The 15,431-nt window shown below is 66.1% G+C and carries 15 protein-coding genes; 3 read left to right on the top strand and 12 right to left on the bottom strand.

The features are described from left to right. Positions 1–96: 96 nt before the first annotated feature. Genes HV766_RS00900 through fdnG form a run of 3 tightly spaced genes read right to left on the bottom strand, consistent with a single transcriptional unit; the run spans position 97 to position 4,700 of the window. Positions 97–729: a formate dehydrogenase subunit gamma gene (locus HV766_RS00900; protein WP_119451218.1), complete on the bottom strand. Its 633-nt coding sequence runs from the start codon at positions 727–729 to the stop codon at positions 97–99. Further along, entirely contained in the window at positions 722–1,621 is a 900-nt protein-coding gene (gene fdxH / locus HV766_RS00895; protein WP_054455293.1) for a formate dehydrogenase subunit beta, read from the bottom strand. The genes HV766_RS00900 and fdxH overlap by 8 nt, the downstream gene beginning before the upstream one ends. 10 nt (positions 1,622–1,631) lie before the next feature. Then, the gene (fdnG, locus tag HV766_RS00890; protein WP_147400263.1) at positions 1,632–4,700 is read right to left on the bottom strand and encodes a formate dehydrogenase-N subunit alpha; all 3,069 of its coding nucleotides are present in this window, start codon (positions 4,698–4,700) and stop codon (positions 1,632–1,634) included. A gap of 304 nt (positions 4,701–5,004) precedes the next feature. Here fdnG and HV766_RS00885 point away from each other — a divergent pair, with 304 nt between their 5' ends. Together HV766_RS00885 and HV766_RS00880 are read left to right on the top strand one after the other, a co-directional pair. After that, complete coding sequence (locus HV766_RS00885; RefSeq protein WP_175180388.1) at positions 5,005–6,471, top strand: DUF1254 domain-containing protein; 1,467 nt, start codon at positions 5,005–5,007, stop codon at positions 6,469–6,471. Positions 6,472–6,521: 50 nt separating this feature from the next. Next, positions 6,522–7,025, top strand: a complete 504-nt coding sequence (locus HV766_RS00880; protein ID WP_119451221.1) for an acyl-CoA thioesterase — start codon at positions 6,522–6,524, stop codon at positions 7,023–7,025. Between the two features lie 82 nt (positions 7,026–7,107). Here HV766_RS00880 and HV766_RS00875 read toward each other — a convergent pair whose 3' ends face one another. The 9 genes from HV766_RS00875 to ssuE all read right to left on the bottom strand — a co-directional run bounded on the left by HV766_RS00875 (position 7,108) and on the right by ssuE (position 14,744). Beyond that, entirely contained in the window at positions 7,108–8,115 is a 1,008-nt protein-coding gene (locus HV766_RS00875) for a sterol desaturase family protein (RefSeq protein ID WP_175164513.1), read from the bottom strand. 2 nt (positions 8,116–8,117) lie between these two features. Continuing rightward, the gene (locus HV766_RS00870; protein WP_166738279.1) at positions 8,118–8,912 is read right to left on the bottom strand and encodes a polysaccharide deacetylase family protein; all 795 of its coding nucleotides are present in this window, start codon (positions 8,910–8,912) and stop codon (positions 8,118–8,120) included. Beyond that, positions 8,896–9,876, bottom strand: a complete 981-nt coding sequence (locus HV766_RS00865) for a YVTN family beta-propeller repeat protein (protein WP_054455303.1) — start codon at positions 9,874–9,876, stop codon at positions 8,896–8,898. The genes HV766_RS00870 and HV766_RS00865 overlap by 17 nt, the downstream gene beginning before the upstream one ends. Positions 9,877–10,049: 173 nt before the next feature. After that, on the bottom strand, positions 10,050–10,916 hold the full coding sequence (locus HV766_RS00860; RefSeq protein ID WP_054455305.1) for a DUF2950 family protein: 867 nt from the start codon (positions 10,914–10,916) through the stop codon (positions 10,050–10,052). Between the two features lie 5 nt (positions 10,917–10,921). Next, positions 10,922–12,334, bottom strand: coding sequence for a DUF3300 domain-containing protein (locus HV766_RS00855; protein WP_054455307.1), 1,413 nt, complete (start codon positions 12,332–12,334; stop codon positions 10,922–10,924). Positions 12,335–12,456: 122 nt separating this feature from the next. Then, complete coding sequence (locus tag HV766_RS00850) at positions 12,457–12,672, bottom strand: TOBE domain-containing protein (protein ID WP_054455309.1); 216 nt, start codon at positions 12,670–12,672, stop codon at positions 12,457–12,459. Positions 12,673–12,735: 63 nt separating this feature from the next. Further along, the gene (locus tag HV766_RS00845) at positions 12,736–13,632 is read right to left on the bottom strand and encodes an ATP-binding cassette domain-containing protein (RefSeq protein WP_175180387.1); all 897 of its coding nucleotides are present in this window, start codon (positions 13,630–13,632) and stop codon (positions 12,736–12,738) included. Then, positions 13,629–14,120 (bottom strand): ABC transporter permease subunit, encoded by a 492-nt coding sequence (locus HV766_RS00840; RefSeq protein WP_119449914.1) that lies wholly within the window; start codon positions 14,118–14,120, stop codon positions 13,629–13,631. Before HV766_RS00840 ends, HV766_RS00845 begins: the two co-directional genes overlap by 4 nt. Before the next feature lie 3 nt (positions 14,121–14,123). Then, positions 14,124–14,744: an NADPH-dependent FMN reductase gene (ssuE, locus tag HV766_RS00835; protein ID WP_054455313.1), complete on the bottom strand. Its 621-nt coding sequence runs from the start codon at positions 14,742–14,744 to the stop codon at positions 14,124–14,126. A gap of 241 nt (positions 14,745–14,985) precedes the next feature. On the opposite strand from ssuE, the gene HV766_RS00830 reads away from it, so the two are divergent. Next, complete coding sequence (locus tag HV766_RS00830) at positions 14,986–15,423, top strand: universal stress protein (RefSeq protein ID WP_054455315.1); 438 nt, start codon at positions 14,986–14,988, stop codon at positions 15,421–15,423. The last annotated feature ends 8 nt before the right edge of the window (positions 15,424–15,431 follow it).

The following is a 15,431-nucleotide window of genomic DNA, read 5'->3' as shown; positions in this document are numbered from 1 at the left end:
GAAGGATAGCAGCCGTTGGGCGGATGCGTGGGCGCCAGGAGAGGCCCATTTGCCGCAGAGCAAGCGGGACGCGCCTGCCAGCGCGCCCCGTCAGCTTTATTTTCTGATTTGTTCGCGGAACCAGGCGCGGTGATGCTTCCACGCCCAACCCGCCGTCACATACCCGCGCAGCATCGCGGTCAGCGAACCCTTGACCCAAATGGCAGCGTAGATGTGCACGATGATGGCGCAGATCAGCACCAGCGCGCTGACGGCATGCACCACCGAGGCGGCGCGGATGACCCAGATCGGGAAGTAGAACGCGAAGTACTCGCGCCAGATCACGATGCCGCTGACGAACAGGCCCAGCATGCAGAGGATCAACACGTAGAACAGCAGCTTCTGGCCGGCGTTGTACTTGCCGACTTCCGGGAGCTTTTCCTCGCGGTTCTCGACCACGTCGTTCAGTTGCCGCATCCACTGGCGATCGGCCTTCGTCATGAGGTTGTGCCGCCACATGTGGCCGGCGAACACGACGAAGCAGACGAACATCACGATCCCGATGAAGGGATGCAGGATGCGCGTCCAGGGACCGCCCCCGAACAGGTTGGTCAGCCAGTACATGGACGGGTGGAACAACGCCAGCCCGGACAGTGCCAACAGGATGAACGTGAAGGCGATGATCCAGTGGTTGGTGCGCTCACCTGGCGTGTAGCGCTTGATCCGGCGGTGATGGCGGTCTTCACTCATGGCGCACCTCCTCTTCGGCACGGCGTTCGTCTTCCTCGGACACCTCGTTGCGGCCAACGCGGGCGTAGTGGAAGAAGCCCGCCAGCGCGGTCAGGGCCATGGCGGCCACGCCCAGCGGTTTGGCCAGGCCCTTCCACAGCGAAACCATGGGGCTGATCTGCGGGTCCTTGGGCAGCCCGTGGTACAGCCCGGGCTGGTCGGCGTGATGCAGCACGTACATGACGTGGGTGCCGCCCACGCCCTGCGGGTCATACAGGCCGGCCTTGTCGAAGCCACGCGACTTGAGGTCGACGATCCGTTCCTCGGCGTGCTGCGTCATGTCTTCCTTGGTGCCGAAGACGATGGCGCCGGTGGGACAGGCCTTGACGCAGGCCGGCTCCTGACCGACGGCCACGCGGTCGGAACACAGGGTGCACTTGTACGCCTTGTGGTCCTTCTTGGAGATGCGCGGCACGTTGAACGGACAGCCAGTGATGCAGTAGCCGCAACCGATGCAGTTCTCTTCGTGGAAATCCACGATGCCGTTGTTGTACTGGATGATGGCGCCCGGCGAGGGACAGGCCTTCAGGCAGCCCGGATCCTCGCAGTGCATGCAGCCGTCCTTGCGGATCAGCCATTCCAGGTCGCCTTGCGGATTCTCGTATTCGGAGAAGCGCATGACGGTCCAGGAATGCTCGGTCAGGTCGGCAGGGTTGTCGTAGACGCCCACGTTGGTGCCGATCTCGTCGCGCAGATCGTTCCATTCCATACAGGCGCTTTGGCAAGCCTTGCAGCCGATGCACTTGGAGACGTCGATCAGCTTGGCCACCGAGCCCGTGACGGGCTCGCGGATGCCCGGCGGCGGCGTGGTGGTGGCGGAGCGCCGCTTGATGTCTAGGGATTGCATGGACATGTCGGTCTCCTTAGGCCTTCTCGACCTGCACCAGGAACGACTTGAATTCCGGCGTCTGGGAATTCCCGTCGCCCACGAACGGCGTCAGGGTGTTGGTGAGGAAGCCAGGCTTGGCCAGGCCCACGAAGCCCCAATGGATGGGGATGCCCACGTGGTGCACGGTCTTGCCCTCGATGGTCAGCGCGCGCAAGCGCTTGGTGACCAGCGCCACCGCCTTGATGTAGCCGCGGTTGGACGACACCTTCACGCGCGACCCGTTGGCAATGCCCAATTCCTTGGCCAGCGCCTCGCCGATCTCCACGAACTGCTCCGGCTGGAGGATCGAGTTGATGCGGACGTGCTTGGTCCAGTAGTGGAAGTGCTCGGTCAGGCGGTAGGTCGTGGCCACGTAGGGGAACTTGTCCACGGTGCCCATCGCGGCCAGGTCGTCCTTGAAGACCCGCGCGGCCGGATTGCTGGTGACGCCCTTGGCCTTCGGATACAGCGGGTTGTAGCCCAGCGGCGTCTCGAAGGGTTCGTAGTGTTCGGGGAACGGCCCTTCGGCCATGCCCGCCCGCGCGAAGAAGCGCGCCACGCCCTCGGGGTTCATGATGAACGGACCCATGCCGCCGTCGGGATTTTCATCGCCCTTGAAGTCGGGGATGTCCGCGCCGGTCCAGAACTTGCCGTTCCAGGAGATCAGGCTGCGGCGTGGATCGAAGGGCTTGCCCGCCACGTCACAGGAGGCGCGGTTGTACAGGATACGGCGATTGGCCGGCCACGCCCAGGCCCAGTTCAGGGTCTGGCCGATGCCGGTCGGATCGCTGTTGTCGCGCCGCGCCATCAGGTTGCCGCCAGGGCCCCAGGCGCCCGCGAAGATCCAACAGCCGCTGATGGTGGAGCCGTCGTCGCGCAGTTCCGCGAAGCCGGCCAATTGCTCGCCGGCCTTGCGGGTGACCTTGGACGGATCCTTGGGGTCGGTCAGTTCCACCAGTGCCTTGCCGGTGTATTCCTTGGCCAGCTCTTCGGCGGTGGGATTCTGCGGATTGGAGTACGGCCACGACAGATTGACGATGGGATCGGGATACTTGCCGCCCTCGTCCTGGTACATCTTGCGCAGGCGCGTGAACAGCAGCGCCATGATCTCGATGTCGCTCTTGGCTTCGCCCGGAGGCTCCGCGCCCTTCCAGTGCCATTGCAGCCAGCGGCCGGAGTTCACCAGCGTGCCGTCTTCCTCGGCGAAACAGGTGGTCGGCAGACGGAAGACCTCGGTCTGGATCTTGGACGGATCCACATCGTTGGCCTCGCCCGCGTTGCGCCAGAACTCGGAGGTCTCGGTGACCAGCGGATCCATGATGACCAGGAACTTCAGCTTGGCGAAACCGGCGTTCAGCTTGGCCTTGTTGGGCGCGGCCGCCAGGGGGTTGAAGCCCTGGGCGATGTAGCCATTCATCTTGCCCTGGTTCATGAGCTCGTAGACCTGCAGCATGTCGTAGAGCTTGTCCAGCTTGGGCAGGTAGTCGAACGCCCAGTTGTTTTCGGCCGTGGCGGACTTGCCCCACCAGGCCTTCATCAGGCTCACGTGGAACTTGCTGTAGTTCTGCCAGTAGCTAAGCTGATTGGGCCGCAGGGGTTTCTGCGTGCGCGACTCGATGTACTTGCCGTAGTCCTGCTCGGGCTCGTTGGGCAGGGTCATGTAGCCGGGCAGCAGGTTCGACATCAGGCCCAGATCGGTCAGGCCCTGGATGTTCGAGTGCCCGCGCAGCGCGTTCATGCCGCCGCCGGCGATGCCGATGTTGCCCAGCAGCAGCTGCACCATCGCGCCCGTGCGGATGATCTGCGAACCGATGGAGTGCTGCGTCCACCCCAGCGCGTAGAGGATGGTCGCGGCGCGGTTGGTGGTGGCAGTGGAAGCCAGCATCTCGCAGACCTTCAGGAACTTGTCCTTGGGCGTGCCGCAGACGCGCTCGACCATGTCTTCGGTGTAGCGCGAGTAGTGCTTCTTCAGCAACTGGTAGACGGTGCGCGGATGCGCCAGCGTCGGGTCCGTCTTGACGTAGCCGTCGTCGCCGCGCTCGTAGTCCCAGCTGGCCTTGTTGTAGGTGCGCTTTTCGGCGTCGTAGCCGGAATACAGGCCTGCGTCGAACGCGAAGTCCTCGCGCACGATGAAGGAAAAGTCCGTGTAGTTGCGCACGTACTCATGCTGGATCTTGTCGTTGTCCAGCAGATACTTGATGACGCCGCCCAAGAAGATGATATCGGTGCCGGTGCGTATGGGCGCGTAGAAGTCCGCCACGGATGCCGAGCGCGTAAAGCGCGGATCCACGACGATCAGCTTTGCCTTGTTATGGGCCTTTGCTTCCGTGACCCATTTGAACCCGCAAGGGTGGGCCTCGGCGGCATTGCCGCCCATGATCAGTACTACGTCCGCGTTCTTGATGTCGACCCAATGGTTCGTCATCGCTCCACGGCCAAACGTCGGGGCAAGACCTGCCACCGTCGGGCCATGTCAGACACGGGCTTGGTTATCGAACGCCAGTATCCCCATGCTGCGCACAGTCTTGTGCGTGATGTAGCCGACCTCGTTGCTGCTTGCCGAGGCCGCCAGCATGCCGGTGGTCAGCCACCGGTTGACGGTCTTGCCGTCCGCGGTCTTCTCGACGAAGTTCGCGTCGCGGTCCGCCTTCATGAGCTTGGTGATGCGGGTCAGGGCGTCGTCCCACGACATCCGCACCCATTTGTCCGAGCCCGGCGCCCGGTATTCCGGGTACTTCAGGCGGTTGGGGCTGTGGATGAAGTCGATCAGGGCAGCGCCCTTCGGACAGAGCGTGCCGCGGTTGACGGGGTGGTCGGGGTCGCCTTCGATGTGCATGATGCTGGCACGGGCGTTCTTGGAGCCGTCGCCCAAGCCGTACATCAGCAGTCCACAGGCGACCGAACAGTAGGGACAGGTGTTGCGCGTTTCAGTCATGCGCGCAAGCTTGTACTGGCGGACTTCGGCCATGGCCGTGCCGGGGGCTGCCCCCAGCAAAGCCAGGCTGGAGCCTGCCAGCGTCGCACCGGTCACCTTGAAGAACTGGCGGCGATTCATGTTGACCATGAAACACTCCTCTCCTGGTGAAATGGAGGAAGCCGTTGGCTGGCCGAAGCAAAAAGCCCTACGGTTTCCAAGGATATTTTTCCAAGTATAGGCTTTGCGGGACGGACGCGCCATGGCATCCGGCCCCAAAGAGAGCTTCCTTATGTCTGAAATTTGGCGGCGAAATAGGGTTTTTTCGCAGATTTTGGATGATCCTGCGGCTGCTACCATTCCCGGCTGTCTGGACTGGCCCCCACGCTCCCCATTCGGGGACGCCGCGCCTCCAGCCTTCCCTCCTGTTTTCCGCATGACCGTAGGAGCGCCGATGCGCCGCCTTGTTGCCCTGGCCCTGTCCATCACCGCCGCGCTCGCGCCCGCCACGCTGACCCGCGCGGCCCCGGCCGCGCTGACTCCCGCGGCGGCGGCCACCGAGGCCGCCCACCAGGCGGGCATGGAAGGCTATCTGTACTTCTATCCGCTGGTCACGATGGACCTGACCCGCCGCCAGTTCACCCATCCGTCCCGCGGCAACGACGGCGCGCCGGCCAACACCTTTCTGCACGCGCGCGCGCTGCCGCAGCCGGGCGCCGCCACGCCCTGGGCCAACCCCGACATGCTGCGCAGCGTCGGCTGGCTGGACCTGACGTCCGGGCCGGTGGTGCTGTCGGTGCCGGATACCCAAGGCCGGCTCTATACGCTGACGCTGCTGGACATGTGGACCGACGTGTTCGCCACGCTGGGCAAGCGCAGCACCGGCACGGCCAAGGGCAATACCGTGATCGTTCCGCCGGGCTGGAACGGCGTGCTGCCCTCGGGCATGGCGCGCATCGACGCGCCCACCGCCTATGTTTGGGCCAAGAATCTGATCCAGGCCGATGGGCCTGCCGATTACCCCGCGGTCCACGCCTTGCAGGACGGCTTCCTGGTGACGCCGCTGGCGCAATGGAACCTGCCCGCGCAGGCGCAGCGGTTGAAGGCCGATCCTTCCCTGAATCTGCGCATCCCCGTGCGCGAGCAGGTCGAATCCATGCCGACCGACGCCTACTTCGAATATGCGGCGGAGCTGCTGCGCAAGAACCCGCCGCATGCCACCGACCAGCCGGTGCTGGCCAGGCTGCGCGGCGCCGGGCTGGTCGCCGGCCGGCCATTCGACTTCGCCCAGCTCGACCATCCTGCCAAACAGGGCTTGCGCCGCGGCCTGCGGGCGGCGCGCGAGCGCATGACGGCGGCAGCCGGCGCCACGGTGCGCAGCGTCAACGGCTGGCACCAGGAAACCGCCAGCATCGGCGTCTACGGCAATTCCTATCTGCGGCGCGCCCTGGCGGCGCAGGCGCAGCCGGGCGCGGGCCTGCCCGAAGACCTGAGCGTGCTGCTGCTGGCGGCCGACAGCCAGGGCGCACCGCTGGATGGCGCGCATGGCTACACGCTGCATTTCGAAGGCGGCCAATTGCCGCCCGCCGCGGCGCTGTGGTCGCTGGCGGCCTATGACGCGCAAGGCATGCCGTCGGCCAATCCGCTGAACCGCTACGCGCTGGGCGACCGCGACCCGCTGCGCTACAACGCCGACGGTTCGCTGGACCTGCGCATCAGCCATGCGCCGCCCGCGCCCGAGGAACAGTCCAACTGGCTGCCGCTGCCTGCCGCCGGCGCGGTCAGCGTGCTGCTGCGCGTGTATGCGCCGGAACCCGCCCTGCTGGACGGATTGTGGACGCCCCCCGCCCTGCTGCGCGACGCCCCGCCCGAAGAAGCGACGCAAGAAACCCCGGAAGCCGCTGAAAAGACGCAGCCATGACAGGCGCCTGCCGCTACCATAGGCGTTTTATCCAAGATTGAACGCCCGCCATGGACGAAGCCTTTAGCCACCAATTGTCGATGACCATCCTGATGACGCCGGACATGGCGAATTTCTCAGGGAATGTGCACGGCGGAACCATCCTCAAGTACCTGGACCAGGTGGCCTACGCCTGTGCCAGCCGGTACGCCGGCCAATATGTGGTGACCCTGTCCGTGGACCAGGTCGTGTTCCGCGAACCGATCCACGTGGGCGAACTGGTGACCTTTCTGGCGGCGGTGAACTACACCGGCCGCACGTCCATGGAAATCGGCATCAAGGTCGTCACCGAGGACATCCGCAAGAAGCTCGTGCGCCACACCAACAGCTGCTATTTCACGATGGTTGCGGTGGATGATCAGGGCGCGCCGACCGCGGTGCCGCCGCTGGAACCGCGCAACCTGGAAGAGAAGCAACGCATGGAAGCCGCCCGGCTGCGCCGCGAACTGCGCCAGGAAATGGAACGCCGGCACGGCGAGATCAAGCGCGAAACCACGCACGACGCGCAACCCTGAAACGGAATTCCCTGCCCGCCCAAAACAAAACGAGCCCAGCGGGCTCGTTTTTTCATGCGCGGCCTTTGAGGCCAGGCCGCTTTCAGGCGCGTTCAACCGAGGCCGGAGGCGACGGCGGCGCGGCGGCGGGTTCGCGGTCGCGGCCCACCATGCGTTTCAAGCCCAGCCACTGCTGCGACCAGAAGCCGCGGCCGTAATCGCGCCCGCCCAGTTCCGCCTGCTGGTCATGAATGCCCGTGGGGCCGTAGCCCACGCCGAAGCGGGCGGTGCGGAACAGTACGTCCCAGATGGGAAACAGCGCCGCAAAGTTGTAGCCGCCCACCGGACCCGGCGTGGAGGCGTCGTAGGCGATGGAATGGTGGTGGCGGTGAAAACGCGGGCTGACCAGCAGGCGCTCGCCGATGACGCCGAAATGCATGCGCAGATTGGCGTGCGAGAAACTCTGCGCCAGCTGAGTGATGGCCACCACCATGACGAACTGCGCCGGCGGCACGCCCACCAGTTGCGACACGAACACCACCAGCACGTCGCGCAGCATATCGTCCAGCAGGTGGTTGCGGTCGTCGCTCCAGATGGTCATCTGGCGCTGGCTGTGATGCACGGCGTGCAAAGCCCAGAGCCAGCCGAAACGGTGCTGGGCACGGTGGTAGATGTAGTCCACCGCGTCGAACAGCAACAGGTAGATGATCAGGCTGACCCAGGCCTTGTCCGTCACGCCGGGCCAGTACTGATCCAGCTGGAAAGGCGCGAAACCCCAGACGTGCAGCTGACCAAACACGCTGTCCCACAATGGGTCGATGGTGAAGAACAGCAGCAGGCGGAAAGCGCCCAGCCGGTGGATCAGCGTGTACAGCACGTCGATGCCGATCTGGCGACGGTCGGTAACCGCCTCCACGGGGCGCAGACGCTGCAGGGGACCGAACACCAGGACCAGCACGACAATCTGCAGCAGGCCGACCAGCAGCCACATGGTGGCGTCGTAGCCGTCCTCGATGAAGTTGCTCATGCCCAGGTGGAACAGCGCGGGCTGAATCGCCGTTTCGAAGAGCCATTGCTGGCACTCTCCGAACAATTGACTAAGCGTATCCATGATCAGTGATGATTAGCGATCCAATCGCGATAGGACGGGTGCGTGTCCAAGGTAGCAAAACAATAGCCCTTGCGCTGCAAACCTTCAATCAGCGGCTCCAGCACGGCTGGCGCCCACGGATCCTGGCGCGACCAGATGCCCAGGTGGGCCAGCAGGATGTCGCCGGGCTTGATGGTGCGCAGCGCCTGGTCCAGCAGGCGGGCGTTGGGGTATTTGTCACTGGGCAGTTCATCGCCCAGGAAACCGGCGGGCGCCCAGCCCACGTGCTCGAAGCCGCAGGCCTTGGCCGCCTTCAGCAGCGCAGGCGAGGTCTTGCCGCCCGGCGCGCGGTAGATCGGCAGCATGTTCTTGCCCGTCATCTGATGGAAACGGGTGACGGACCGCTTGATCTCGGCGCAATACTGCTCGGGCGTCCATTCGGCGCGCTTGCCCGCGTCCGGGCCGGCGCTGGGCTTGACGCGGAACTTGCCGCCAGGAAGATCCGCCTGCCAATAGACGTGGTCATAGGTGTGCGAGCCGAAGACATGGCCTTCCGCCGCGCGCGCCTTCCACCAGGGCGCCCACACGTCATCCAGGCTGGAGCCGTCGGTCAGCGTGCGCTCGTTGGCCAGGAAAAAAGTGACCTTGACGTTGTGGCGGGCCAATACGTCCGCGATCAGCGGGGCCACGCCCATGTGGCCGGTATCGAACGTCAGGTAGACAGGCTTGTCGCAGGTCGCTGGCGCTGCCATTCCCATGCTGGGAAAGGCCAGCGCAAGCATCACCGCGGCGTGGACGCGCTTATCTCGTAGGAGCATGGTTCAGCGTCCAGACGCCGTGAGGCGACTTGCCCACCGGCACCTGATTGACCACCTTCTTCTGCTCCAGGTCCACCACGGTGAGCTTGCGGGCCCAGCGCGAAGTGACCAGCAGGGTCTTGCCATCGGCCAGCACGTCCATGCAGTCGGGACCGCCGGGCACCGGGAAGGTGTCGGTGACGGCCAGCGTCTGCAGGTCGATGCGGCTGATGGAGTTGGCGGTGCGGTTGCTGACGAACAGGTGGCGGTGGTCGCCCTGCGCGCGGAAGGCGTGGGCGCCCGCGGCGGTCTTGATGCGCGTCACCAGCTTGGCCGGGCCGTTGCTGACGTCGTAGGCCTCGACGTAGGAGTCGCCGGTCAGCGCCACCAGCAGGGTTTTCTGGTCGGGCGTCAGGAATACGTCCGCAGGCGTCTTGCCCACCGACACCGTCCATTTCGGCGTCTGCGTGGCCAGGTCGATGGCGATGAGCTGATCGCTGTCCTGCAGCGTCACGTAGGCCGTGGTGCTGGCCTTGTCGATCATGATGTGGCTGGGCGTCTTGCCAGCCTGGATGCGCTTGACCAGTTTGAGGTCGAAGCCTTTTTCCAGCGGATGCCAGGAATAGATGTCGATGTGGTCCAGGCGGTTGGCAGCGGTCACGAACCACTTCATGTCCGGCGAGAACTGCAGCTGGTAGGGATCGACGATGCCGGTCAGCGTGCGCTGCACTTCACCGGTCTTGGGATCCATCAGCGTGATCGAATCGCTGGTGGCGTTGGCCACCATGAGCGACTTTTCGTCGGGAGTCAGGTACAGGTGATGCGGCTCCTTGCCCGTGGGCACGCGCCGCAATTCCTTGTAGGTGGCCGGATCGACGATGCTGACGTTGGCGTCCAGGGAGTTCAGGACGAAAATCGGGGCCGAGGCCGCCGCGGCGCTAAGCGCCATCCCTACGCCGAAGAGGGCGTAGCGGACAAAATGCATGGGGTTCAATTTCTAGGTCCGGCAAAGGGGTATCGGGCAGGGTCCCGGTGCTCGCCATTTTAGGCACAGCGGGCTGACAAAAGGGCGTCGCGCTACCCGATGCGGACAAACGGACACGCCTGTTGCGACCCAGCAACAGGCGTGTCCCGATTACTCTTCGGAAGCCGGAAAAATCATTTGCTGCCAACGGGTTGCGCGTCGGCGTCGGTCCAGGTTCCGGCACTGATATCGCGTTCCCGCAAGGCCGCGGCGCGTGCCGCGGACGCGGGTCCCAGGTCGGCTTCCAACACGCGCCCGTCGGGACCGACGACGAAGGAGTCAATGCCCGTCTGCCCGTAGCGCGCCGGCCAGGCCACGATTCGGTACGAGCCTCCGTCCGCGCCCGGTATCACCTTGTACCGGTAGCCGTAGTAAGCGTCGTCCAGCGGCACCTCCGGCCCCATGCTGAGCGCGTCCAACCCGTAGGCCTGCTGCGGTGCGCCCGGCACCTCGGGCCAGTACAGCCCGTCGCGTTGTCCCGGACGGCTGACCAGGCGGCTCGCGTAGCGTCCCTGGCCCACGCTGTCCTTGTATCGCCCCTGCGCGGCCTGCAGCTCGCGCAGCGTTTCGATGGCGGTCAGTTCGTTGCGGCCGATGGCGCGGCGGCGGATTTCCGCCGTGCCCGCCGCCGGGTCGAAACGCCAGCCCTGCCCGGCGCGCACGATGGGTACGGGCAGCGTCCAGCCCGAATCCCCGACCGCCAGCCAGGAACGGCCGCCATCGGCCACGATCTCGTGCTTGCGCGACCAGGCCGCCAGGAAACGGTAGATGTCGTCCTGCGCCACGCCGCCCGGCACGATCTTGCGATGATTCGGCCCCAACACCTTGGCCAGTTTGTCGAGGTCACTGGTGGCCATGGCGTCGACGAAGGCGTCGGCGGCGGCCTGCGGACTCGGATAAAGGCTTTGCGCCGCGGCGGGGGCCGCAAGGCCCAGCGCCAGCAGCGACGCGGCGCCCAGCGCGCGCAAACGAGCAATGGTCATGAGAGTTCCCTTGTCCATGATGCTTATCTCCGGCCGCCGAAATGTCCGCCGCCGCCACCGCCGCGTCCGCCGCCCCCATGTCCGCCGCCGCGCGGGCCGCCACCGCCGCCGCGGCTCATCTCGCTGCGCGTGTGCTGCTGCCGCATCTGGTCGCCGTTGCCGGCGCCGCTCAGCGCGTTGGCGCTATTGGAAGCGCGGCCGCGGTCGCGTGCGGCCACTTCGTCGGCGCGCTGGCGCTGGGCCGCGGCCTGGCGGTCCTGCGTGGACACGCTGGAGGCAGGCCGGCTGTGCTGCGCCTGCCCGCCGCCCTGCGCCCGGTCGCGGGCGCCTTGTCCGCCCTGCCCGCCTTGTCCGGCCCGCTGCCCTTGTCCCTGCCCGCGATTGGCCGCGGCGTCTCCCCTGCCCGCCCCCTGGCCGCGCCCCGCGCCCGGTTCGGAATGGCCGGGTATGGACTGCCCGGTACGGCCTTCGAACGACTGCGCCGCGCGCTGGCGCGCGGCATCGCGGGAGTTCGGCGCTGCCGCTGCGCCCGGCGCGCGGCCCCCCTGCGCCCGGTTCTGCACGCCGGCCTGACGCTGGCTGTCGAAGCGCTGGCGGCTGGCCTGGTCGGCATACGGCGTATTGCCGCGGTTGGCCGGGTTGTGCTGCCAGGTCGTTCTATTGTTGTTGATGTTGTTGCGGTCGATGCGCTGGTTGACGTTGATGTTGTTGTAGCGGTTGACGTCGATGTCGACGTCGTTATGCCCCCAGTCGAACCCGCCCCACATGGAGTTGACCGCAGCCACGCCCAGGCCGAAGCCGATGCCGGCCACCAGCGAGGTGGCGAACACCGAGCCCGGAGGCGGCGGATAGTAGTAAGGCGGATAGGAGGGATAGGCCCAGGTGCCGTACACCACCGTCGGGTTGTAGCTGGGCACGTACACCACCTGCGGATCGGCCGGCTCGATCACCACGACGGTCTTGTCGTTGGTGGTGCTGGAGGTGACCTTCTGCTGCGGCGTGCTCTTCAGGTTGCCGGCCTTCTGCGCCTGGACGCGCAGCCGCTGGACCGAATCCATGACGGCGTCGGGCTGCGCCAGGAAGGCGTCGCCCACGGATTTCACCCAGTCAGGCTGGCGGCCCATCATGTCCATGACCGAGGGGAAGGCCACCAGGGATTTGACGCTGGGATCCCAGGACTCGCCCTCGACCGCCTTGACGGCCTGGTCTCCGGATTCCGAGGTGTGGGCGGCCGACCATTTGGCGGCCGCCGCGACATCGTCGGGGTAGGTCGCACCCATGAGGATTTGCGAGAGCAGCGAATCCGGATACAGCGCCACGGGCGCCATCAACTGATCCAGTTGCGCGTTGTCCAGCTTGGTCTGCGCCGTGGCGGGAAGGCAGACCGCCAACCCCAGGCATAACCAGCCGATGAACCATTGTTGCAGTCGACGCATTTTCCGTTCTCCGTGTATCGCCAAGCGTAAAGCCACAAGCCAGGAGGAACTGCCGGATATCGCGCTGACAATATATGCCTAACCCCGGCGCAGGGGAAGCGCCGGCGTGGGTCTGCCTCGGTTCACAGTTTGGCGACGGAAACCTCGGTCGCCTTGACGAAAGCCAGCACCTCGGTGCCGACCTCCAGGCCCAGCTCCTTGACCGACCGCGTAGTGATCACCGAGGTCACGATGCCGGCCGGCGTATCCACGTCCACCTCGGACACCACCGGACCCAGGATGATCTCCTTGATCTTGCCGCGGAACTGGTTGCGGGCGTTGATGGATTGAATGCTCATGGTCTTGCTCCTGGGGTAAAGGGCGGTGTCATGCCGCCCATGGGGGAATCGCCGGGCGCGGTCTCAGACCGCCAGCCTCAGGTGCCGGATCTGGATGACGGGCGCCAAGGGACGGCCAGCGTCCGGCGTGTCTTGTTGACGCAAGGCGGCGCGCAGCACGCGGGCCTCCAGGGCGGCGACAGCGGCCGAACCGCGCACGCGGGGACGCGCCAGGTCGACGCGCTCGTCCAGCGCCACGCCGCCTTCGTCCAGCACCAGGATGCGGTCCGCCACCGCCACGGCCTCGGCCGCGTCGTCGGTCGACAGCACGGCGGTAAAGCCCTGCTGGCGCCAGAGATCCTCCAGCAGCCGCTGCGCCTCGATGCGGCTCAGCGAATCCAGCTCCTGGAAAGGCTCGTCCAGCAACAACAAGCCGGGACGGCGCGCCAGGGCCCGGGCCAGCGCCACGCGCTGGCGCTGCGGTTCGGATAGTTGCGCGGGCCACTCGCCGCCGCGGCCGTCCAGTCCGACCTGCCGCAACGCTTCGGCCGCCGGCCCCGTGTCGGGCAATCCCAGGGCGACGTTGTGCAGCACGGTCTTCCAGGGCAAAAGGCGTGAGTCCGACAGCAAGAGACGCACGCGGGCGTCGGGCTCCCAGACGGGAAAGTTGTCGAACAGCAGCGGCGGACGGCCCGGCTCGCCACCTTGCTCGCCGCTGGGCGCAAGCTTGCCGGCCAGCAGATGCAGCAAGGTGCTCTTGCCGCTGCCGGCGCGCCCGACCACGGCCACGAACTCGCCGGCCGCGATCTCCAGGTCCAGCGGCTGCAAGGCAATGCGGTCGCCGTGGCGCTTGGCGAGCTTGCGCAAGGTCACGCGCAGCGCAGCCTGCGGCTCGGCCTCGGGCGCTTCGTCCGGCTCCGTCGGCTGGCGCACGTCCAGGTGCTGCAATAGCTCGAATTCGTTGGGATTGATGAACATCATCGCGGCCTCCAGCGCAGCAGCCAGCGCTCCAGCGCGCTTACCAGCGCCCCCGAGCCCACGCTGAGAGCCGCGTAGAGCGCAATCGCCAGCAACAGCGTCGTCGCACCCGGCGGACCGCTGCCCAGCCATTGCGGAATTCCCAGTCGCGTCGGCGTCGCGAACAGTTCCAATGCGATCAGGGTCAGCCATAGAAGTCCCAGCCCCTGCCTCAGGCCCGTCAGGATGAACGGCAATGCGCCCGGCAGCAGCACATGCCAATAGAGCGCCCAGCCGTTCAAGCCATGAGACCGACCGGTTTCGACCAGCGCCGGATCCGCCGCGCGTATGCCGCGCACCGTCTGGTACAGGAGCGGCGCAAGCAGGCTCAACGCCGGCAGCGCCGGCCTGGCCGTCTCGCTGCCGCCCAGCCAAAGTGCGGCGAGCAGCGCGCCTCCCAGCCAGCGCAGAGCCGGGGCGTCGGGAGCGTTGCGGGCGTGGGCGCGGCGCATCGGTCAGACGCTGAAGGCGCCCGCCAACGCGAGCCGGCCCAGATCGTAGGATGGGCTGGAAACGGCGACGCGCGGCAAGACCAGCTCGGACAGACGCTCCACCGAGTCATCCAGCCGCCGGCTGACCTCCCCGTCTATCTCGCGCGCGCCGAATTCGTCCAGGCGAACCTGCGTATCGGTGGCGTAGACGCCCGCCAGGATGTGGCGCGCGCCCAGCGCTGACAGCACGGGCTTCAAGCCATACTCCAGCGCCAACAGATGCGCCGGGCTGCCCCCCGTGGCGATGGGCAACACCACCTTCCCGGCCAACGCCTTGGGATCCAGCAGGTCCAACACCGCCTTCAACCCGCCGGAAAAGGAAGCCTGGTAGACCGGCGAGGAAATCACCACCGCGTCTGCCGCCGCCACGCGTGCGCGCAGCGCGTTGGCCGCGGGGCCGGCGTAGTTGCCTTCTATCAGGTCTTCGGCGGGGATATCGCGCAAGCCCAGTTCTCCCACGCTCAAGCCCCGCCGCTGCAGGATCCCGGCGGCGTGCCGCAGCAGCACCGAGGAACGGGAGCGCTGCGATGGACTGCCGGCGATGGCAAGGACGCGGGCGTGAGCCTGGTGACGTGGCGATGACATGAAGGGTCGTTTCCGGCGGTGGGTTCAAGAAGTCGAACCGATTCTGTCATCGCCGCGCGGCGCCGAAAAATACTTAGTCGATATGAGGTTATGTTGAAGCGCGGGTTCGGCCGCTTTGGGAAATATGCGAAGACTGCCGCCCGGACGCCTCGTCCGTATGCAGGACTGGCTTGCACCTGGCGGCGAGCCTATACTGGATTGGCTAGTTGCTCCCGATTCCTTTTCCTAAAGGAGAGGCAACATGTATAAGCACCTGCTCGTCGCCGTGGACGGCTCCCTGCTGTCTGAATCGGCTTTCAAGCGCGCTCTTGTTTTCGCCAAGGAAATGGGAGCCACCGTCACGCTCATCCGCGCCATTCCGGAGGACCATCTGCTGGTCTACCAGGCCGAAATGCTGGGCACCACGCAGGCGCACCACACCGACCAGGCGCGCAAGAATGCGCAAACCTACCTGGACAACCTGGAAATGGAAGCGCGCCACGCGCTGGTGCCGTGCAATGCCGTGGTCACGGTCAACGACCATCCGCACGAAGCCATCGTCGAGGCGGCGCAGAACCAGGGCTGCGACCTGATCGTCATGGGTTCGCACGGCCGCCACGGCATGACGGGCTTCCTGCTGGGCAGCGAAACCCAGCGCGTGCTGGCGCGCACCAAGCTGCCGGTGCTGGTGTACCGCTAGGCGCGGCC

It is taken from the genome of Achromobacter aegrifaciens, from assembly GCF_902859735.1.
Taxonomy (GTDB): Bacteria; Pseudomonadota; Gammaproteobacteria; order Burkholderiales; family Burkholderiaceae_B; genus Achromobacter; species Achromobacter aegrifaciens.
Note: the sequence above shows the minus strand (reverse complement) of the source record. Positions and strands in the feature narration are given on the sequence as shown.